16 protein-coding genes and 1 riboswitch are annotated in these 21,606 nt (G+C 43.2%); of the genes, 15 read left to right on the top strand and 1 reads right to left on the bottom strand.

Annotation, left to right across the window (positions count from 1 at the left end; all coding sequences use genetic code 11):
- The 10 genes from essC (at position 1) to MHH49_RS01600 (ending at position 14,541) form a co-directional block, all read left to right on the top strand.
- Entirely contained in the window at positions 1-3,885 is a 3,885-nt protein-coding gene (essC, locus tag MHH49_RS01645) for a type VII secretion protein EssC (RefSeq protein ID WP_341137837.1), read from the top strand.
- Positions 3,886-3,901: 16 nt separating this feature from the next.
- The gene (locus MHH49_RS01640; RefSeq protein ID WP_162164277.1) at positions 3,902-4,249 is read left to right on the top strand and encodes a WXG100 family type VII secretion target; all 348 of its coding nucleotides are present in this window, start codon (positions 3,902-3,904) and stop codon (positions 4,247-4,249) included.
- A gap of 46 nt (positions 4,250-4,295) precedes the next feature.
- A complete protein-coding gene (locus MHH49_RS01635; protein WP_036684485.1) occupies positions 4,296-4,595 on the top strand; it encodes a WXG100 family type VII secretion target in 300 nt (99 codons plus the stop codon).
- Positions 4,596-4,690: 95 nt separating this feature from the next.
- Positions 4,691-5,830: an Mbeg1-like protein gene (locus MHH49_RS01630; RefSeq protein ID WP_076271937.1), complete on the top strand. Its 1,140-nt coding sequence runs from the start codon at positions 4,691-4,693 to the stop codon at positions 5,828-5,830.
- Between the two features lie 40 nt (positions 5,831-5,870).
- Entirely contained in the window at positions 5,871-6,701 is an 831-nt protein-coding gene (locus MHH49_RS01625) for a hypothetical protein (protein ID WP_076103994.1), read from the top strand.
- Positions 6,701-8,617: an Mbeg1-like protein gene (locus MHH49_RS01620; RefSeq protein ID WP_341137836.1), complete on the top strand. Its 1,917-nt coding sequence runs from the start codon at positions 6,701-6,703 to the stop codon at positions 8,615-8,617. Before MHH49_RS01625 ends, MHH49_RS01620 begins: the two co-directional genes overlap by 1 nt.
- 42 nt (positions 8,618-8,659) lie before the next feature.
- A complete protein-coding gene (locus MHH49_RS01615; RefSeq protein ID WP_076101575.1) occupies positions 8,660-9,523 on the top strand; it encodes a copper amine oxidase N-terminal domain-containing protein in 864 nt (287 codons plus the stop codon).
- A gap of 13 nt (positions 9,524-9,536) precedes the next feature.
- Positions 9,537-12,263: a hypothetical protein gene (locus tag MHH49_RS01610; protein ID WP_076297590.1), complete on the top strand. Its 2,727-nt coding sequence runs from the start codon at positions 9,537-9,539 to the stop codon at positions 12,261-12,263.
- Positions 12,264-12,432: 169 nt separating this feature from the next.
- Positions 12,433-13,314, top strand: a complete 882-nt coding sequence (locus MHH49_RS01605) for an ROK family protein (protein ID WP_051491338.1) — start codon at positions 12,433-12,435, stop codon at positions 13,312-13,314.
- Positions 13,315-13,524: 210 nt separating this feature from the next.
- Positions 13,525-14,541: an HRDC domain-containing protein gene (locus tag MHH49_RS01600; RefSeq protein WP_339811351.1), complete on the top strand. Its 1,017-nt coding sequence runs from the start codon at positions 13,525-13,527 to the stop codon at positions 14,539-14,541.
- An 86-nt stretch (positions 14,542-14,627) separates the two neighbouring features.
- On the opposite strand, the gene corA is transcribed toward MHH49_RS01600, so the two are convergent.
- Positions 14,628-15,563, bottom strand: a complete 936-nt coding sequence (corA, locus tag MHH49_RS01595; protein WP_038569550.1) for a magnesium/cobalt transporter CorA — start codon at positions 15,561-15,563, stop codon at positions 14,628-14,630.
- A 397-nt stretch (positions 15,564-15,960) separates the two neighbouring features.
- Positions 15,961-16,090, top strand: a riboswitch (SAM riboswitch).
- A 115-nt stretch (positions 16,091-16,205) separates the two neighbouring features.
- Here corA and metA point away from each other — a divergent pair.
- The 5 genes from metA (at position 16,206) to MHH49_RS01570 (ending at position 21,578) form a co-directional block, all read left to right on the top strand.
- The gene (gene metA, locus MHH49_RS01590; protein WP_036684477.1) at positions 16,206-17,126 is read left to right on the top strand and encodes a homoserine O-acetyltransferase MetA; all 921 of its coding nucleotides are present in this window, start codon (positions 16,206-16,208) and stop codon (positions 17,124-17,126) included.
- 36 nt (positions 17,127-17,162) lie between these two features.
- Positions 17,163-18,335: a PLP-dependent transferase gene (locus MHH49_RS01585; protein WP_076101579.1), complete on the top strand. Its 1,173-nt coding sequence runs from the start codon at positions 17,163-17,165 to the stop codon at positions 18,333-18,335.
- 628 nt (positions 18,336-18,963) lie between these two features.
- Positions 18,964-20,100, top strand: a complete 1,137-nt coding sequence (gene mqnC, locus MHH49_RS01580; RefSeq protein WP_036684474.1) for a cyclic dehypoxanthinyl futalosine synthase — start codon at positions 18,964-18,966, stop codon at positions 20,098-20,100.
- 453 nt (positions 20,101-20,553) lie between these two features.
- The gene (locus MHH49_RS01575) at positions 20,554-21,396 is read left to right on the top strand and encodes an SPFH domain-containing protein (protein WP_036684473.1); all 843 of its coding nucleotides are present in this window, start codon (positions 20,554-20,556) and stop codon (positions 21,394-21,396) included.
- 11 nt (positions 21,397-21,407) lie between these two features.
- A complete protein-coding gene (locus MHH49_RS01570; protein ID WP_036684471.1) occupies positions 21,408-21,578 on the top strand; it encodes a toxin-antitoxin system HicB family antitoxin in 171 nt (56 codons plus the stop codon).
- The last annotated feature ends 28 nt before the right edge of the window (positions 21,579-21,606 follow it).

Here is a 21,606-nt window from a genome sequence, read left to right as displayed (position 1 = left end):
ATGAGCTATGAATTCAGTCGTCAGCCCCGTTTTCTACCGGATATGCCCCGGGGAGAAATTGATGTTCCTAATCCACCTATGATTAACGAGAAACCAGAGATCTCTTGGTTCGGAATATTGCTTCCACCTATCGTAATGTTGATTATTACCGTATTAATCGCAATGACTTCACAGTCCATCTATTTACTGATCTCAGTTGCGACCACAGTAATGACACTGATTGGCTCATTGACAGGAGCAACTTCTCAGATTCGGAAATATAAGCTAAAGAAGAAGGAACGGGAAGAAAAATATCTTCAATTTATAACCGATGTCCGCAGCGATTTGTCGATAGCTCGCGAACAACAGGTGAAAGCCATGAATGAAATGAGCCCGGATCCTGCGGAATGTGTGCAACGAATCTCGCGCAGGGATAACAAGCTATGGGAAAAAACGCCTTCACATAATGATTTTCTGGCTCTGCGGATCGGGGTGGGAAGTGTACCCCTGGAACTGCACATCAAATACACCAAACAGGCGATCATCCTTGAAACAGACCCGCTGCTGATGGAGCCGCAGAGATTGGCCATGGAATTTGAGAAGGTCCCGAACGTTCCTATAACGGTTAATCTGTTGACTACCGAAATATGCGGGATTGCCGGTGAAAGCGATAAAACAGCTGTGCTAATAAAACTGATGCTGCTACAGCTTGTGACTCATCATGGTTATGACGATGTCAGGGTTATTGTTCTTGCCGCAGAGGATGAATTGGAGAAATGGGATTGGCTGAAATTTGTACCCCACCTATGGGATGACGGTTTTAATATCAGATTTCTTTTATGTGGTAAAGCCATTGCCCATCAGACCTTGTCCGAGATTTATGGCTCTTTGAAGGAGCGGGAGATGAGGTCTTTGAGCGGTGGTGTATTGCCCCATTATCTCTTTATTGTAGAGGACGCTTCCTTACTTGAGAATGAGCTAATCAGTAAATATTTGTACAACGGCAGTGTAAAGCTTGGAGTATCAACCCTTTTTATCGCCAAGAATTCCGCTTATTTGCCCATGAACTGTAAAACGGTTATTCATTTAAACGGAAAAAACGGTGAAATGGCCAATCGATTAACCGGGGAGAAGATCGTATTTACTCCGGATCAGGCAGATATAAAAGATTTAGATCTAGTCGCCAGAAAGCTCGCACCGCTACGAATCAAAAATTCAAGTGCTAATTTCTCACTTCCATCCTCCATCACACTGATGGAAATGCTACAGAACGAAAAGGTATCTGAAGTAAATGTAATGTTGAACTGGACCCGCAACAAAACCTATATGGGCATGAGTGTACCTATAGGGGTGAGGGCTGGTGGAGAAGCTTTATATTTAGACATGCATGAGACGGGGTTCGGGCCCCATGGTCTTGTAGCCGGGACAACAGGTTCTGGCAAAAGTGAATTATTACAAAGTATCATCGTATCCCAAGCCATTCATTACCATCCGCATGATATTGCTTTTGTTCTTATTGATTATAAAGGGGGCGGCATGGCAGATGTATTCAAGGGAATGCCTCATCTGGTCGGTACCATTACGAATTTGGATGGGAATCAAACGACGAGAGCACTGCTATCTATCAAAAGTGAGCTCATGCGGCGGCAACGTGTCTTCTCGGAATATGGCGTGAACAATATTGATAAATACCAGAAATTATTTTATAGCAAAAATGTAAAAGGTGACATGCCAGCCATTCCCCATCTGATTATGATTGCGGATGAGTTCGCGGAGCTTAAGCAGGATCAACCGGATTTCATGAAAGAGCTTGTAAGTACGGCCCGGGTAGGTCGAAGCCTTGGCGTCCATTTGATCCTTGCCACCCAGAAGCCTGCCGGCGTAGTGGATGACCAGATATGGAGTAACTCGAAATTTAAAATATGTCTTAAAGTGCAGGATGAGGCTGACAGTCGGGATGTTATTAAACGTCCTGATGCGGCCATGATTAAGGAACCGGGAAGGGCGTATATACAGGTCGGAAATGATGAGATCTTTGAGTTGTTCCAATCTGCGTATTCTGGTGCTGATTATGATCCGAAAGGCGAACTGCAGAAACAGGAGAACAAGACCAAACGAATCTATAAGGTAGCTCTGAATGGTAGAAGCGAGCAGATCTTTCCGCTTGAGGAAGAGAAATTCTCCCCAAATGAGTCTGCTTCCCAACTGCATGCCATGGTTGAATACATTACAGAAACCGCCAAGCAATATGGGATTTCTCCAATGAAAGGGCCTTGGCTACCGCCACTGCCTGAAGTAGTCTACCTCGATTTATTGCTGCCGAATAGCTTAGCAGATGGTAGATGGCCGCAGCAGCAGAAACTGCTCAGTGTGCCAGTGGGGATCATGGATGATCCAAGAGGACAGAGACAGGAAGCGCTGGAGATAGATTTTGCATCTGAGGGGAATCTGTTTGTCTATGGAACGCCGGGTACAGGTAAAACCGTGTTCCTCAAAACGTTATGTTTATCGCTGGCTCTAATGTATCCGCCGGATGACGTCAATATCTATATTATGGATTTTGGCGGAAGCTCACTCAAAGCTATGGAGAAACTCCCTCATGTCGGTGGGGTAATGACACTGGAGCAAGAAGATAAAATTGACCAATTTATGCGCTTTATGTTCAGGGTTATGGAGGATCGAAGAACGCTGTTTCAAAATAATGGAAGTGAAGGGTTCAATGATTACCGTAGAAGTGGACGAAAACTGCCCGCATTTATAGTCATAGTCGACAACTACTTTGCTTTATCGGAGACCTACGAAGATTTTGACGCTCAAATGGTGCTGCTGGCTCGTGAAGGTTTTAAATACGGTATTTATATGGTCGCTACAGCAACCAATAGTGCTTTGGTCAGATATAAATTTTCGGTTAACTTCAAAATGGCGATCAGCTTCCAGATGACTGAGAAGAGTGAATATGATGGTATTGTAGGACGAACGGAAGGCTTGGAACCCGCTAAGGTTGCAGGCAGAGGATTGGTAAGAGGCAAGCCGCCTTTGGAATTTCAGACTTCGCTTCCTGAATATCAACATACCGCTACCGAGCTCATCTTGAAGAGAATGGAGGCTTTGAATCTAACTGGAGCCGCACCAATTCCGGTGATGCCTTCTACGATTGATCTGCGGCAGCTCAATAATAATACAGAGCAACTGGCAATAGGCTTGGGCAACAATGATTTACAGCCTGTGTTTATAGACCTTGTTGCAACACCAGTGCTGATGATAGCTGGAGAGGCTATGTCAGGAAAGAGCACTTTACTTGTATCGTGGATGAAGCTGCTGAGCGAAAGGGAGGATCTAGAGGTATATGCGCTGGATTCATCTGCTATGGGCATTTATGAACTGATACAACAGTCTTACGTAACGGATTTATCGAACGTGGATGATTTGGACAATTTCATTGATGGGATCAAAGAACAATTGGAAACTAGACGCAGTGAGCTTCTCTCATGCAGAATGTCCGGTGGTGACGTTGGCGCTCTGATGAAACAGTGGAAGCAGATAATCTTCGTTATTGATCGTCTAAGTGAATTTACGAGCGGAGACAAGTATATGCTGCATGAGCTGATTGAACGAATTGTGAAGCAAGAACGCGGCATGAAGGTAGCTGTTCTAGCGACAGATAACACAAATGATCTTACCTCTAATTGGGATTCCTTGGGCAAGACTATCCGAGAAGAACAGACCGGGATCCTGCTAGGTAGAATGAAAGAACAAAATCTTTACAATGTGTCCTTACCTTACGGAATCCAGGAGAAAGATGGGGAGCAAGGTGATGGCTATCTCATTGTAAAGAATAAATATACCGGATTAAGATGTGCCGTATGGAGTAAGGAGAATCGAGTTAATGCGGGAGTAGGAGTTTAGGATGGAGGTGCAGCTAGTGTCAGTTAGTCCATCAGAAATCAGGGGAAACGCTTCACAAATCCATAGTCTAATCAATGAAGTGAACAGTACTTCAAAAAAACTGCAAAGTGATTATACACAATCGGCCAGCTATTGGACCGGTACGGCTTCTAAAGCATTTCAAAGTGAATACAACGAGCTGGATAGCGAAATGAAGACCCTGCTTACAATGCTGGATAGGCTCGAAAGTGGGGTCCAAAGAGTGGCTTCAGAAGTGATCCGTGCTGAACAGGAAAGAGAAGAAAAGCGAAGACTAGCAGAGAAGGCGGCGCAAGAGGCACTGAAACAAAAGCAATTAGAAAAGCAAAAGCAAAGCCAGAAGTAATGACAGGGGTGTTGAGATAGAAATGCTTTGAAAGGAGGTGAATAATGTGGCGGGAAACAATCTTACATTTAATCCGGATCAGGCACTAGGTGTAGCTAAGTCTATTAAAACCAAAGCAAACAATGCAGATACTCTTATCAAACAATTGCAATCTGAAATTCATGCTGTTAGCGGTTGGTGGCAAGGAGAATCACAAACTGCTTTTATACAACAATTCGATGGACTTATGCCTAGTTTTAAGGAAATGGTTCTCTGTGTAGAGAACATCAGTAAGAACCTAACGCAAATTGCTAACATCAAGCAACAAGCCGAGCAAGAAATGGCAAGTAAACTGCGTGGAAAATAATGCTGGCATACATAACAAGGCAGATTTTGAGCTATCTGCCTTGTTAGTATGATTTTAAGTAAGTATGAAGTGAATTTATTTGGGGGGATCTGTAAGTGAAGCTGACCGAACAACAATACATAACACTGGCATCAGTTGTAGAAGCAGCAGACGGTCTCGAACTGACGGATAGTCTGACTTTTGCTGGTGCAGCAGCCTATGCCTATAGAGATGAGCATGATGATAGATTAATTATCTTTACATATAAAGGAAAAGATTGGCTTGCGGATCTGCAGTCTCTGTTAAGCGGTCAGAGCAGCATGCCGGAGGAAGCATCAAGATTTTTATTAAAAAACAAAGGGGAGAAGGATTGCCAGGTTACTGGTTATTCCATGGGCGGTGCCTTAGCTCTTTATGCAGCAGCGGTTAATGAGGGGATTGGTGGTGTGGTATTCGACGCACCAGGTATAGTAAACATTCTGACTGCGGAGCAAAGGGGGAAGCTTCAGGTTAAAAATATTGTGGCTTATAACAGTCTTGTATCCGCGTTAGGCAAACACAACGAAGAGATTGTATTTGCTAAATCGGGTATAGAAGAAACGGAATTTCTAATTCCTGATTCGCTTTGGCAGCGCTATACCTTTGACTCTGAGGGGAATGTGATTATAGGTGAAAAAGGGAATGCCTATGCTTTGCTATCCAAGATTAATATCCTAACGGAAGAGCATACGCCTGTTTTTGATGCTGTTATGAGTGGATTTGGGGATACCGTCGGACTAACAGAATCTGCATCGGATCATTTGGGTTACGTGATATTTACCTTAATAGATCAGTTAGATGTAGGAAAAGTGCGAGGTGCACTGATTGAAATTGCCCACAAATATGAACGAATGTTGGATGCGAAGTTCAGCGAGTGGAGAACCGAAATGAATAATATTCCGGAATCCTTCTTATTCGATGACATCCGTGCGAAATTTGAACAACTATCTGAAGCAGCCATGCTAGAGGCAGCGGGAATAGCAGAAGAGCTTAATGAAATCACGCAAGCTGTCTTATCCATCTTGCTGATTTGCAGTCCGGTAGGGGATAAGCTGATGGACCATGTAGAGGAATGGTTGAATAAACTGACAAATGCCCTCATGGAACGTATGGAGAAACTAACGAACCAAATGACATTACATCTCGATAAAGTGGTTGAAACAACCATGAATCAAATGCTCAAATTTCCAGAATTGAAGCTGGATTTTGAGTTCTGATTACTAACTGGAATCGCGATCAAAAAGGAGTGAAGCCAGCATGAAAAAGATTTATACAAGGAAGGTGTTGACTCTGATGTTGATATTATCAATGTTCAGCTTTATGGGATGTGGCTCTAGAGAGGAGAAAAGTGAAAAGAAAATTTTGAGCTCCTTGCAGGAAAAGTATGGCGAGGAATTCATCCTTGATGGCATAGGCGGCGGTTGGGGAACGATGAACAACAATACTTTGAAGGCGACTGTGCATCCTAAGAAGGATGACACGATTAATGTACGGGTGGAAATCACGAAGGATTTGGAAAAGGTGTATGACAACTATTTAAACCAGGTGGTAGCAAAAAAAGACGAACCAATGATTCAAGCAATCGCTGCTAGCATTTGGCCTGACAGTAAAATTATCGTTGCCAACGAAACGGGGTTGGTTTACCCCAAGCATAACGATACAAAGATTTCCTACGAGCAATTTCTGAAGTTATATCCAACGAATACGCTGGTGATTTCAGTCTATTTAAATAGTGATAACTATGTTGATGGTAATGGAGATATGGACCAAGAGGCAGAAATGAGAAAATATATGGATTTTGCAAAAATACTAGCAGAAAATAAATATGTGAGTAGTCTGATAGGGATAGGATACCTCACTCCAGAGGCCTATGGTCGATTAGAAGAGGTCAAAAAGGCAGAGGAAAGTGTTGACATATATTTTAGTGACGAAACTAAAAAAACAGGAATTATTAATATAGTTACAATGGCTGGATTCAAATTAGGAGTTGATGGAAAGATTGTAGAATCTCAAGACAAGATTAGAGAATTCTTTGATATATGGAAAGAGGACAGAATAAAAAGAATGGAACAAAGAGGGGGATTGTAATGGACGATACGCTTACAGAGGTAGAGTTAAAGCAGATCTCACAACTTGTTTATTTAGATATACTCAACATTAAGGATTTGGAAAAAACATATGCATTATATAAAAAAATCACTCTCGGCGAAGTTCTCAACTTCTACGCTTCTCCCGCAGGTCAGCAACAATTAAAAGAACGCTTTCCTGACGATCTTAACGGAGTCAAAGAATACAAGCAGTGGAATGATCTCATAGAGCAGATGAATATATCTGATTATCAGAATTGGGAAATCTCCAATATCGTCTCTCATAATAAAAAAGAGGAATCAGGTTTTGTTGCATTTACAGTAGATACCAAGAACGGGGCAAAGGTAGCGGCGTTCCGGGGTAGTGAACCAATGGATAACCCGCTTTACCATAATGACTGGAAAAACAACGGAACAACTGCATATGCCCTTGAATCTTTACAACAGGCGGAAGCTAAAGAATATATGGATAATTTCAAAATAGATGCGGGTTATGAATTGTTTCTGACTGGGCACTCGCTAGGAGGTAATCTAGCCCTATATTCCTCTTTTATATTACCTGAGAATTTACGGAATCAGCTAACTTCCGCATCAACGTTTAATGCACCGGGATTTAATGGAACCTTGCTTGATAAACACAGGGCCACTATAGATGAATTGAATGAGAATGACAAAATTAAAGAGTTCAGAAATAAAAATGACATCGTTCCGGCCTTATTTCAAAATCCATCAGCAGGTATTTACATTGACACTGAATCTGAAAGGAATACCGTGCTGCCACATCATTCCTTATTCTCACTGAAGATCGACGGGAACAATGAGTCCTTTCAACGTTCAGAGTCACAGACTCGGGCTTTGGTTCCTAACCTTGTGCATAATATTACAGTTGGTTTAGAAATTGTGCCGGGGCCACTAAAGGAAGCATTGGTTGAAGGGATTTTTAAAGTATTGGATGGGGAAGTAGATCTGCGGCCATTAGCGTTTGCGGGAATAGCCGTAGTTGGGCTTTTAATGGTGACTGTTGGGCCCGTTGCAGTTGTTACTGCGGCGATTACTGCAGCGTTAGCTGCGCTCGTTGTCACTATAAAAGCTCTGGTTGCGCTTTATGTGATTGGTTTTGTAATTGACAGTGTGATTCCCTGGATTGAGCAAAAGGTGGAGGATATCAAGGAGAGAGTGGTCTCCTTTTATAATCAAAGTGTTGAATTTGTAACGAATATGGTGACAGAAGCTGTCCGAGTGACTAATTTGATCGGTGATAAAATTGAGGAGTTTTCACAAAAGGTAAAGCACGCAGTCTCTGATTTTATGACGAAATTAAAAGAGGGCTTTAATCGTTTTGTAGAGAATGCCATTCAGTATATTGAAGCTCAGAAGGAATATTGGATTAGTGTAAAAGACAAAGCAATGAAGAAAATGGGGGATATATTCCAAAGTGTAAAATCTAAAATTAAGAAAACTAAGGAAGAATTTATCGCTGGCGTACGCACGATTAAAGATTCAGCGATCAGCAAAGTCAAATCGACCGTAACGAAAACCATAACGAAGATTGCAGTTGCATCTGCTAGTGTCATTCAAGGAGCCAAGATTTTGGCGAATATGGATAAACTGGAGAGTCTGCAGAAAAGTCTGGTGCGTAAGGAAGAGAGCATTGCTGAAGCCGTCGAGAGGATATTATCTATAGCTTCAGGAGTCAGTTCTAACGTGGGCAGGACTTACAGTGAATCTTATGTTCAAGCTCAATTAAGAGAAGTTCAACGTTTAAGCAATGAAGTCCGGACACAGAAAAATCGTGTAACAACAGCGATTAACGGAAAAACTGCAGGTTTAAGATACACAGTTACAAAATATCGAGAGGTTGAATCCAAAATTGTTGCAGCTGCCCGTGCAAGTACTACCTCAATACATCTTAACTAATTATATCAGGAAATAGAAAGATAAATTGAGAGGAGTAATTATATGAAAAAATTAATCAGTTCTCTACTTTTATTACTAATGGTATCCCTGATGACTTCTGCATTTTCAGGTTTTGCAGCAAGTCTTCCATTGAGGGTAGTAGTAAATGGAGAAAAAGTTATTTTTCCAGACGCCCAGCCTTTTATCGATGCGCAGCAAAGAGTACAGCTACCCGTGCGTTTTATAAGTGAAGCGCTTGGAGCTAAGGTGTTATGGGACAGTAAGGCCAAAAAGGCAACAATCTCGCTTGAAGGCAAAACAATGGGTGTCTATATCGGGAAAAAGAGTTATGAGCTCAATGGAAAAACAAAACAAATGGACACGGCAGCATTGTTCAAACAGTCAAGAACCTTTGTCCCACTTCGATTTGTATATGAAGGACTCGGTGTAAACGTGAAATGGGATGATGCTGTGAAGACGGTCTACATCACTACTCCTTCAGGTGAAATAGCTACCTCTGATAAGCCTGCTACGGGAGAATCAACGAATGGAGCGAAGACGGTAACGATTCATGGGTTTGAAATCCCGTATACTCAATTGGGGGCCAATCTAGAGTCGACTTATATTACCGATTCACAGCTGACAGTATACAACAATGATGATCGGAAAGCAGGTCAGTATCTTTTTCAAATCACAATTACATTTACTAATATAGGCTCTGACCCTGCACTGGAAGCGAAGGAAGCGGAGAATATTCTTAGACAAAACATTGAGGGCGATGTCGTAGATTCGATTATGAAGTATGTTAGAACAAAAACAAAAAGAATGGATGAGCTAGATTATAAAGTCTTCCAAAGCAAAGATTATAAAATTGATGTAGACTCTCCTGGTATGGGGGATATAGGAATCGCAGTATGGCCGAAGTAGGAGAGGTGAAGGTATGAAAAAATCGATATGGCTTAGTATAGTGACAATATTCTTATTCCAATCTATAGCTTCTTCAGTTTTCTCTGAAGAGTCAGTGAATGATACATCTAACAATCTTCCAAAAACAGCGACAGCTGTTATCGAGAAGATCAATAAAGATATGGCGGAGCTCTATAAAAAATCTAATTATTACACAATGGAGACTAATAAAGGAAAGTTAAGAGAGGATTTGTTGCAAAACCAGATAAAATCTAACAATAGTAATTTTGAGATTGTTTATGGTGGAAATCATGAATGGCTGGAGCATAGCAATATGTTTGCTTTTTCCGGGTATTCGATTGATGGGGACTCGGTCTCAACTGAGGGAGCTCCATGGTATGCTGGATGGAGCGGGATTCAAATTCAGAATTTTAATATGATTAAGGAACCTTGGAAGGACTCTGGCGTAAAATCAAGCTACAAAATTAGAAAAAATGATTTTGATGCATTTGTAGGTCGGGATATTGAGTATCTAGCAAATTCCGGCGGGACTTTTGAGCAGGCGATTCTTACTGGACTAAACCTGAGCTATGCCGGTAAGAAATATGAACGGTTCATCTATAACAATCAAGACAAGGAGTATAAAGACAGGGTTGTATACACTCAGAATACTACACCGTCTAAGGGAGGGCGATGGATAGATTATGTTCACGTCTTGCAACCGCCTACCTATCTGTCTTGGGGATCAGGCAGGATTTACATCCAAGGTTCCAACGGAAATATTACTTACTTAGGCATTCCTATCGCACCGTTTATTTTGCAGGTAAATGATTTATCCCCTCATTTCGAAACTTTGCCAACCGGCGCGGTAGCTGGACAAGAGGTAACCGTTGGAATCAGACTCAGATCCAGCTTCGCCACGCAGAAAACAACAGATTACGCTTGGAAGATCACGAGTAACGGAAAGGAAATCCCTGTAAGATACCATGGTCATGCGTCAACGTTAGCAGGTGAAATTATGCTTGCGGCTAATACGGCTGACAATATTCTTTTCGCGACATTTACAATGCCTGATGAGGACGTATACATCCAGTTTAATCTGAACAGGTTGAAGTCACCTAATGAAGTCTTTTACGGAAATAATGAGATTTACGGATGGATTAAGAAGGTCAACTCGATGCCAACAACTAAAGGCTCCTTCGATCTGGATTATAATGTGTTATCGAAAAAAGTGAAATTCGGGTTAGCCGATGGTGCTGCTATAAAGGCTGTTCTACAACCGCAATATTCTGATTTTACTTGGAGTGGGAATGCTACAGGCGCTTTGGAAGTAATCAATAATTCGGATACTATCTATCGTTATTTCCGTGTGGAGAATAATCCGCTGGTTAACGATGCCGCCAGTACTATAGTTAGGCAACCTGACATCATAGCTAGTCTACAGCGTCCTGATTTTGGTGATGATCCTGTTAACGGTAAGTGGTACATTAATCCGGCTCCGTATACACCTAATCAAAAGTCAGGTAATATCAGTTTCCAGGGTACTGTGAGCAGAAATTTCACTCGTAATTATCAGGTGTGCAGCACAACTAAGAACGGGCAAGGTAAAGATGTTGAATCTTGTCAAACGTATACGGAGAGCGGCAGCACTTCAGCTCCGTTTACACCAGGTGAGGATGTCAAAACCATTCGGACCTATATTTATAACGGGGCCAAACAAATAGCACCTAAGCTGTACAAGAATTCAATAGACAAGAATAAAGCGGATTCTTTGATTCGAAAGCTCCTCTGGACAAGTGAGCCTTACAATTATAATGTAATCCGCTGGATGGCTCATGAAGATGAGAATAAGAACTTACAGGATTGGACGAAAGTAAAGGGGCAATTCGAACGAATCTTCACACAACAGGCAAGCGGAGACATCGGTTGGAAGGTAGAGAATAGCATGGCTCAAGCTTATAAGAAAGCCAGAGCTACCGCTAAAAAAATGCTTAACGACAAATCTAATTATGATACCGCCGTGTTTGCGACGGATAAGCAACTTCAAGGGTATGATTATCCGATTAAATCCGGATATTATTTTAATCCTGTTGGAACGTATACCTTTACACTGGAGACAGTTACGTTTAAAGATACGGATAAAGACACGAAGGACCATAAGGATCTTGTTGAGGAACTTACGAATTCTTTCCGATATGAAACTGATCTTATGTATATCAATAATGATAAAGTTGCGGTCAATCTGCGGAATGAACCACTGAGCAAAAACGGGAATAACTTTGCAAGAAAGCCAGCAGCTTTATCCGTAGAGGATAACACCGGAGTGAATGATGCGAAATTGTTGACGGTGGAGAACAGCTTTACTAAAGATGTGGAAGAGATCCCATATTCACAAGAAAGAGAAAGTGATAATGGCACCCATGAATTCTGGAAGAATATATTAGAGGGTTACTCACAGTCTAGTACACTGGGAAGCTTCGACAATTTCAAATACCGTGAATATGTGGGCTTGAATCAGAATATGTACAAGATCACGGAAAAGTCTACGGTGACGATTACGATTAATAAGGACCATATTCCTGTCTATACTACAGCTGAAATGCCAGATGGGAAGTACTATGTTAAGGCTTGGTTGGCAGATGTGGAGCTCTCCAAGAGTACCAACGCATACAAATCACTGGGCAAGCTTGTCGGCATTAAGCCGCTGGATCAAATTGAGGTTACGGTAAAAGGCTCTATGTTTGATGACTTAAATAATTAAACAATAATAAAACTCCCTTCATGCAAAATTGCATGAAGGGAGTTTTATTATTGTGATAGCGCTTCATCCAACGTATAATAAGGGCTGTTGATTGTTTTATTTTATATTGTTTTTTTATTTTCACACTGGATGGCGGATTATTGCTTATTGGAGAAGGGAGATAGTTGCTATGAAGTTATTGGGAGCGATTGAAGCAGGCGGAACGAAGTTTGTATGCGGGATTGGTTATGAGGACGGTACCATTCTGGACCGAGTTAGCTTTCCGACAACAACACCGGAAGAAACGATGGGACTCGTAATCGACTATTTTAATGGGAAGAATGTAGAAGCTTTTGGTATTGGATCGTTTGGACCGATTGATCCCGTGCTGGACAGCCCTACTTATGGTTACATAACAACGACACCAAAACCTCACTGGGGACAATATAATCTGGTAGGTACAATGGCTGAGCAATTTAACGTGCCGATCGGTTTTGATACGGATGTGAATGGTGCAGCGCTTGCGGAAAGTAAATGGGGAGCGGCTAAAGGTCTGGACAGCTGCCTTTATATTACGGTTGGGACAGGTATTGGAGCGGGAGCAGTTGTTGGAGGTCAGATGGTGCATGGATTGTCTCATCCTGAGATGGGACATATTCTAGTTCGCAGACATCCAGAGGACACGTTTGAGGGCTACTGCCCTTATCATGGCGATTGCCTTGAAGGGTTAGCCGCAGGTCCGGGGATTGGCAAACGCTGGGGACAACCAGCAGGCGAGCTGCCTGTTGACCATCCAGCTTGGGATATGGAAGCTCATTATCTTGCACATGCACTTATGAATTACGTGCTGATTCTGTCTCCCGAAAAAATCGTAATGGGCGGTGGGGTCATGAAGCAAAGCCACTTGTTCCCGCTAATCCGTACCAAGCTGCAGGAGCTGCTTAAAGGTTATGTTCAGCATCCAGCGCTCAATACCGATATTGATAATTACGTTGTGCCACCGCAGCTTGGAGATAATGCAGGACTTGCAGGTGCGATTGGACTGGCAACCTTAGCTTTGGCAAGAAACTAGTATAAAAAGATATTGACTGTTAGGAAATATATGGTATTGTAGGATCTAACAGTATAGCATTTAATGAGGGAGCACCTCTTTCACGTTTATCGTGAGAGTGGTGCTTTTTTGCGTTTTCCGAGTCTGACAGTGTGGGATTCACACCAGCGAAGAGTAGTTCAGACCCGGTAGGTATAGTGCTTGCTGAAGACTAGAAAGGCAGGGATGAATATGCAAATTGTATTTATGAATCGCTTATCCAGAATATCTGGGGTGGATCAAGAGGTGTTCGCTCAGCTATGGATTGGAGAGGAAGAAGGAGTGTGGAGCCTGGGCTGGCGTGATTTTTCAGACGGTGAGGAGACGCAGGAGCATTTGTGGTATGCGGGTGGTTCTTGGAATGAAATGCTCTGTGTTTACAGGCATGAGCTGGCGGTGAAGATGGGGGATGGCTATCGGCCGTTGATTGATGGCGTATTTCATGAAGAAGACGGCCTTACTGGGCGTAATCAGGAGCAGCTAAGGCTGCAATATTACAGTGAATATAATGGGAACGAAGCTATTTATGAGGAGTTATGTGCTTGGCGCCGCAGCCGAGCTTCTAGTGAACGGAAAGCCCCTTACATTCTTGCCAGCAATCGTTTGTTACGTTTGATAAGCACTTTCTTGCCGCATACACCAGAGGAGCTGCTGCAGATCCCTGGTGTAGGGGAAGGAAAGGTAGCCCAATATGGCACGGATTGGTTGGCTATAACCTCTACGGCTGCAAGGGAACATTCCTTTCCTTTGAATTGGGTTCACCAAGAAATTGAGGAGGACTCTTTTGTATCCTGGCTCTATAAACAGAAAGAGGTCAAATATAAGAAACAGCTAGAAAGACTGCGATTACGGCGAATTCTGCTGCAAGGGATCGAGAATGGGTTAGGGTTAGAACAGCTTAAGGTGAACAGTGGAGTGAACCGTCGCGAACTGATTGAAGCGGTAGAGGAGCTGGAAAGAGAAGGTTATTGCGTGGAGAAACTGATCGAGGTAGAACTGGAAAATATGCCGCAGAATGAACAGGAAGCGATATGGAATGCCTATCTAGAGGCAGGAGATCTTTTTCTAAAGCCAGTGCTGCATATGGTGTATGGGGAGGATTTTTCAGCAGCAGAAGGGCTGGACAGCTATTATGAACGTCTGCGGCTGATCCGCATTCGTTTCCGGCGGGAGCAAGCTCCTAAAGTGGGCGTGGCGACCAGTTTCTAGTAGCTTTTCCTCATATCAAAAAGACGAAGGCTTCCTTACACCATAGGGTTAAAGGGCCTTCGTCTTGCCTATTCGTCCGTTTATTTTCATAGCCATTCTTTCTTGCGGAATACATACAGCATCCCACAGCCTAACGTCAACATTAGACCTATAACGGCAAAATAGCCGTATTTCGTATGCAACTCAGGCATATGATCAAAGTTCATCCCATAGATTCCGGTAATTACGGTCAAAGGCATGAATATCGTTGTAATCGCGGTAAATACTCTCATAATTTCATTGGCGCGGTTGGCGATACTGGATTGGTAGGCCTCACGTAAGTTGCCCATGAGATCGCGGTACGTCTCAAAGGTTTCGGATATTTTAACTGCATTTTCATAAATGTCGCTAAAATACTTCTGCAGCTGATCATCAATCAGACGGAGGTCTTTTTTGTTCAGGGTATTGATAACCTCTTTCTGTGGTCCCAGCATCTTCTTTAACCATAAGATCTCACTTCGCAGACCGATAATCTCACTCAGATGAGATTTCTTGGTATGCATTAAAATATCCTCTTCAAGCTTCTCAATCCGGGCTTCAATTCGGTCACCTACGGAGAAATAATTATCTACGACAAGGTCGATAAGCAGGTAAAGGAATTGGTCGGGTTCGCTAACCTCTTGCTCCCATAACATGGGCTTCAGGATGCGCAGCTCGTGGATCTTTTGTTTCGTTACAGTAATAATATAATGTCTGCCCAAGAATATATTGAGTGCCCGCAGGAAAATTTCCTCATCATCAAAGCGGATGCTGTTTACAACAATAAAGTAATGACTTTCGTATATTTCGATCTTTGGACGTTGATCCTCTTCACTAAGGCAATCCTCAACAGCGAGATCATGCAGGTTGAACAGGGGCTGAAGCAGCTCCAAATCCTCCACATCTGCATCAATCCAATAGAACCCTTCTGTTGGGGGTGTCAATGTTTCATCAATTTCATCAATAGGTGTAAAAACCCCTGCATTCACCAGCCGGATTTTCATCTGATTCCACTCCTTCTATCCCCGGGTCTTCACCAGGGACTGCTAATTAAGCACAGAGAAAAAAATCAGCTTGGCCGGCGTTACAATCAATACAAGAGGCCGAATGACGATTCGAGGGCATGAAGAAGAACTGCTCCCGCCGCCGGCAAGCTGATGATTATCCTGTGTGGTTGCTCATTTTGTACACTTAATTGCGAGCTCGGGTCGCCTTCCATTCTTCTTCTCACCTCTTCTTTTCGTTCAGGTATGAAATACTTGTCTAGTATAACAACGGAGTATGCCTCTTTCAAGCAAATTTATTGTTACTTTAAGGCTACTTCAGCATTGTATGGACTTGACGAAAAGGAGGTTCATGATTTAAAGTAAATTTTAAAGAAATTTAATTGAATACAGCTAAATCTTATCAAGAGCAGGTGGAGGGACTAGCCCTATGAAACCCGGCAACCGGCGTGTGAACGCACGGTGCTAATTCTTGCGGAACTTTGCTGACGACTAAACCCCGTCCAAAAGTTTCTGGCAGATGAGAGAGGCGCATATGACTGTAGATATGACCTTTCTCGTTTTCCGAGAAAGGTCTTTTTATTGTTCAGAAAGCCGCGATGTGACAACATAACCTAAATACAGTTAAGGAGTGGAAAGACAATGCCAATTAAAATTCCCGACAGTTTACCAGCAAAAGAAGTACTATCCGGAGAAAATATTTTTGTGATGGATGAAAGTTTGGCTTTCCATCAGGATATCCGTCCACTAAGGATTGCTATTCTGAATCTCATGCCGACTAAAGAAACGACGGAGACTCAATTGCTGCGTTTAATAGGAAATTCACCGCTGCAAGTTGATGTTACCTTGCTGCATCCACGCTCACATACTTCTAAGAATACTTCTGCTGAGCATTTGAGAAGCTTTTACAAAACTTTTGACGAGATCAGCCACCGCCGTTTGGATGGCCTTATTGTTACAGGAGCACCCGTAGAGCAAATGGAGTTTGAGGAAGTATCCTATTGGGAAGAGCTAAAAGAGATTTTTGAATGGAGCAAGGATAATGTGACCTCGACCATGCATATCTGTTGGGCGGCACAGGCAGGGTTGTATCATCATTTTGGTGTTCGTAAAGTGGCATTGCCTGAAAAATGTTTTGGTGTATTCTCCCATACGATTAATCAAAATAACATTAAATTGCTGCGCGGTTTTGACGAGGTATTCCATGTACCGCATTCCCGTCATACCGATGTCTCCCGCGAAGATATTGAGAGCAATCCAGATCTGCAGATTCTGGCAGAATCCGAAGAAGCTGGTATGTATCTAGTAGCTACGACCGACGGCAAACAAATATTTGTGACCGGACATTCCGAGTACGATCCTCTATCCCTGAAATGGGAATATGATCGTGATTTGGAGAGGGGCATGGAGATGGCCTTGCCGAAACACTATTTCCCTAAAGATGATCCAGAACGGACACCTCCTGCAGTGTGGCGTGCACATGCCAACTTATTATTCTCTAATTGGCTCAATTACTATGTATATCAAGAGACACCTTACGATATCGACCCGATTGTTTATTAAGATCAGCGCTACATTATAATTTAGGAGGCATTTATCATGGACGACAAACTTAGGATTGAAAGCAGACTGGCACAAATAGGTTCACAAGAAGATCCGGCTACCGGAGCCATTAATTTTCCTATCTATAATGCTACGGCATTCCGTCACCCGAAGCTTGGGCAGAGCACAGGTTTCGATTATAGCCGTACCAAAAGTCCGACCCGTTCCGTACTGGAGAATGCGGCTGCGGAATTGGAGTCTGGTGATGCAGGTTTTGCCTGTAGCTCTGGGATGGCGGCTATTCAAACCATATTTACCCTGTTTGGGCAAGGCGATCACTTGATCGTTTCGCTGGATCTTTACGGCGGGACCTATCGTTTGTTGGAACGAATTATGTCCAAGTTTGGAATCACTGCTTCCTATGTAGATACGAATGATTTGGATGCGCTTGGGGCTTCCCGTCTTCCAAATACAAAGGCGATATTTATTGAAACGCCAACGAATCCTTTGATGATGGTTACGGATATTGCAGCCGTTGCTACTTGGGCTCGTCATCATGGGCTGCTCACAATTGTAGACAATACACTGCTGACTCCATTTTTCCAGCGTCCTCTGGAATTAGGTGCGGATATTGTAGTCCATAGTGCTACCAAATATTTGGGCGGACACAATGATGTACTTGCTGGTCTTATTGTATCTAAAGGGGCTGAATTATCCGCTGAAATAGCGATTCTACATAACTCTATTGGCGCTGTGCTTGGGCCAACAGACAGTTATCAGCTGATGAGAGGCATGAAGACACTGGCTCTGCGTATGGAACGGCACGAGAGTAATGCACTAGCAATTGCCCGCTATCTACAAGAGCACCCGGCGATTGCGGAAGTGTTCCATCCAGGCCTGCCGGATCATCCGGGATATGAAATTCAGAATCGCCAGTCCTCGGGCAATACCGGAATTTTTTCTTTCAAATTAAAAGATGCCAGATACGTAGAACCTCTGCTTCGTCATATTCGGCTTATAGCCTTCGCGGAGAGCCTCGGCGGGGTTGAATCGTTAATGACCTATCCTGCAGTACAGACGCATGCGGACATTCCTGTGGAAATTCGGAATGCGGTGGGTGTAGATGATCGGTTGCTGCGCTTCTCGGTGGGCATTGAACATGCGGAGGATCTAATTGCTGATCTGGGTCATGCTTTGGAGGCTGCGCGGGCGGAAATCGAAACGAAGTAAAAGTAACGGCAACCCAGATCGGCACCGAATTGCTGGAAAATATCGAGGATCTAACTCACCGTTGATTTAGAGCTGGTGTTAGACTGAGGATGAAATAGAGCTGTCTCATAAGCCGGGAATTGGCTGCTGGGATAGCTCTTCTTTTTGGACTTTTTGCTATTGGACACAGCTGACCTTAGATACAGCATTATTACACATTTGGAATGTTAACGGCCTCCACAGCAGCTATAGCGCTAAAAAACAGCTTTCATGAGGCTCTTTTCATGGAATAGCATCACTGGAGTCCATAACTATGCTCTAAAGGCTAAAAACTTGCAAATAACGTCATCTGTGTCCGACAGCCTCAGGGAATTTTGATTCAACGGGTGCAGGCAGCAATGTAAGGACTCTTTCTGCTGGATGGTATCTTGCTGAGAAAGTAAAAAGTTTTTCAAGCTGTTCAGATTGTGATACGATGAGGAAATGAACTGTTCATTTATTAAAATATAAGGTATAAGTTACATACTATACTTTATCCTTATGTTACTACGAGAAACGGTTGTTATCTCTAAAGGACGACAACGTTATTTTTTCTTGTGATTTTGTGAATCTACCATATCCCTAAGGGTTTAAAAGGAGGATGCGAACGATGAGTGCGATAGATCTTATTTTGGATAAAGCCCTGCGGGGCGACCGTCTCCAATTGGAAGATACCATCCGACTATTCGAGAGCAACGAAATTGAGAAAATGGGTGCTGCTGCAAACACTATTATGGAACGCTGGCACCCGGACCCGTTAGCCACTTTTGTAATTGGCCGTAATATTAACTATACGAATGTATGTGATGTGTACTGCCGTTTTTGCGCTTTTTACCGCAGACCAGGCTCGGATGAAGGCTATGTGCTGCCAGATGAGGCGATTTATCAAAAAATTGCTGAAACAATTGCTGTTAATGGTACAGAAATTCTTATGCAAGGTGGAACTAATCCTAACCTTCCATTTAGCTACTATACAGATATACTGCGCGGAATTAAGCAACGGTTCCCTGAGATTACAATGCACTCCTTCTCTCCTGCGGAGATTATGAAGATGAAAGAAGTATCAGGATTACCACTGGAACAAGTGGTTCGTGAAATTCATGCTGCGGGTCTGGATTCATTGCCAGGTGGAGGCGCAGAAATTCTTGATGACCGTACACGCCGCAAAATCAGCCGACTAAAAGGCTCGTGGCGCGAGTGGATGGATGTAATGCAGACGGCACATAAAGTGGGTATGAATACCACAGCGACAATGGTGATTGGGCTTGGGGAAAGTATGGAGGAACGTGCTTTGCACTTACTACGTGTGCGTGAGGCTCAGGATGAGTGTATTGCCAACAAATATGATTCTGAAGGTTTCTTGGCCTTTATCTCATGGACATTCCAGCCGGACAATACCAACCTGAAGCTGGACAGACAAACGCCTGAGGAGTATCTGAAGACGGTGGCGATCAGCCGCCTTGTGCTGGATAATATTAAGAACTTCCAATCTTCTTGGGTCACTATGGGGCCAGAGGTCGGCAAGCTCTCCCTGCAATATGGCTGCAACGATTTCGGCAGCACAATGATTGAAGAGAACGTAGTATCTTCGGCGGGTGCGACTTACAAGGTAAACATCGAGTCGATTACTCAGCTGATTCGCGAAGCAGGCAAAGTTCCAGCGCAGCGGAATACACGTTATGATATTCTGCGGGTGTTCGATGATCCTAATGCGAAGATTGATAATGATTTTGTAATGCAGAACTAATATATATTAATTAATCAACGCTTGATGCTTGTTAATCCTTCAGTGGATTAATGAGCATCAAGCGTTTTTTTGTAAGATTAGGATTACGATCATTTGCAAGCCTCATTGCAGAACACAACTGAATCTTCGCTTGTTATATCATCCGCTATGCGTACGGACCCAGTGGATCTTATTCGCAGACTCAGCGCCTTTTGAGTCGGGATTCGGACCCCAGCGACGCTATTCCTTGAAAAAAGCCTCATATAGGCTGGTTTTTAGTGCAATAGCGACTGTGGGGTCCGATAGGATGGGGAAATCAGAAAATGATACGTATAAGAGCATCAGTGTCCGATAGAGCTGCAGTATATGAAATATGAACAGAAAAGCATTTTTAATTTCTTTTTACCTATTCACATTATTATCCAAAAGTGATATCATAATCATATCAAAAGAATATCTAGTGGGGGTGCTTTTATGAAAGAGAAAACGCTTCGTCCTGTCAGTGGATTTTGGGTTCTCGCATTGATTGCAGTTTGTTTAGCTGGAGGAATTTATGGTGCTGTTCAGGAGTATGTCGCAGTGCCAGTCATTCTGTTCGTTGTAGCTGGGGTATTATGTACAAGTGTTACGGTTGTGCAGCCCAATAAGTCGGTCGTAGTTACCTTTTTCGGGCAATATGTAGGGACTATCGTGACAAGTGGCTTGTTTGCAGTCATTCCGTTCAGTTTGCGCAAGACGGTTTCCCTCCGCGTACGTAACTTTAACAGTGTCAAGCTGAAGGTTAATGATGTGGAAGGGAATCCGATTGAAATTGCTGCAGTTATCGTATTTAAGGTAATTAACTCTGCAAAAGCGCTTTTTGATGTAGATAAATATATGGCGTTTGTGGAAATCCAAAGTGAAACAGCGCTGCGTCATGTAGCCAGTAAATACCCGTATGATAACTTCAATGAATCGGGCATGTCCCTGCGGGCTAATGCAGATGAGATTGCTAAAGAATTGGCAACCGAGCTGCAAGAACGTTTGTCGATATCTGGTGTCGAGGTCATTGAAGCGCGGCTTACACACTTGGCTTATTCCACAGAAATTGCCAGTACAATGTTGCAACGTCAGCAAGCATCTGCAATTCTGTCCGCTCGTCAAATCATTGTTGAAGGCGCCGTAGGCATGGTCGATATGGCGATTAAACAGCTTAAAGAAAGCGGCGTAGTTGAGCTTGATGAGGAACGCAAAGCGGCGATGATCAATAATCTGATGGTTGCGATCGTGTCGGAGCGCGGAGCGAGTCCGGTCATTAACGCCGGCTCGTTGTACTAAGGCGGTGCATCATGGCGGCCAAGAAAAGCTTTCCACTGCGGATCGATCCGGATCTGCATGAGGCGCTGGAACGATGGGCGGGAGAGGAATTTCGCAGCGTAAACGGACATATCGAATACTTGTTGCGTGAGTCTTTGAAACGTGCAGGCCGCTTACCTGAAAAAAAACGGCGAGAGGAATAACCACAAAAGGATTGTTTCGGTATCCATG

This window comes from Paenibacillus sp. FSL F4-0122 (genome assembly GCF_038002845.1).
In the GTDB taxonomy this organism is placed as follows: Bacteria; Bacillota; Bacilli; order Paenibacillales; family Paenibacillaceae; genus Paenibacillus_AQ; species Paenibacillus_AQ odorifer.
This window is presented reverse-complemented; position numbering and strand designations above follow the sequence as displayed.

What these genes read in the sequence shown, in the direction of transcription:
- MHH49_RS01625 (WP_076103994.1), top strand. Translation starts at nt 5,871, where the DNA reads ATGAAAAAGATTTATACAAGGAAGGTGTTGACTCTGATGTTGATATTA.
- MHH49_RS01570 (WP_036684471.1), top strand. Translation starts at nt 21,408, where the DNA reads ATGGCGGCCAAGAAAAGCTTTCCACTGCGGATCGATCCGGATCTGCAT.
- MHH49_RS01610 (WP_076297590.1), top strand. Translation starts at nt 9,537, where the DNA reads ATGAAAAAATCGATATGGCTTAGTATAGTGACAATATTCTTATTCCAA.
- MHH49_RS01620 (WP_341137836.1), top strand. Translation starts at nt 6,701, where the DNA reads ATGGACGATACGCTTACAGAGGTAGAGTTAAAGCAGATCTCACAACTT.
- MHH49_RS01605 (WP_051491338.1), top strand. Translation starts at nt 12,433, where the DNA reads ATGAAGTTATTGGGAGCGATTGAAGCAGGCGGAACGAAGTTTGTATGC.
- MHH49_RS01575 (WP_036684473.1), top strand. Translation starts at nt 20,554, where the DNA reads ATGAAAGAGAAAACGCTTCGTCCTGTCAGTGGATTTTGGGTTCTCGCA.
- corA (WP_038569550.1), bottom strand. Translation starts at nt 15,563, where the DNA reads ATGAAAATCCGGCTGGTGAATGCAGGGGTTTTTACACCTATTGATGAA.
- MHH49_RS01585 (WP_076101579.1), top strand. Translation starts at nt 17,163, where the DNA reads ATGGACGACAAACTTAGGATTGAAAGCAGACTGGCACAAATAGGTTCA.
- mqnC (WP_036684474.1), top strand. Translation starts at nt 18,964, where the DNA reads ATGAGTGCGATAGATCTTATTTTGGATAAAGCCCTGCGGGGCGACCGT.
- essC (WP_341137837.1), top strand. Translation starts at nt 1, where the DNA reads ATGAGCTATGAATTCAGTCGTCAGCCCCGTTTTCTACCGGATATGCCC.
- MHH49_RS01615 (WP_076101575.1), top strand. Translation starts at nt 8,660, where the DNA reads ATGAAAAAATTAATCAGTTCTCTACTTTTATTACTAATGGTATCCCTG.
- metA (WP_036684477.1), top strand. Translation starts at nt 16,206, where the DNA reads ATGCCAATTAAAATTCCCGACAGTTTACCAGCAAAAGAAGTACTATCC.
- MHH49_RS01600 (WP_339811351.1), top strand. Translation starts at nt 13,525, where the DNA reads ATGCAAATTGTATTTATGAATCGCTTATCCAGAATATCTGGGGTGGAT.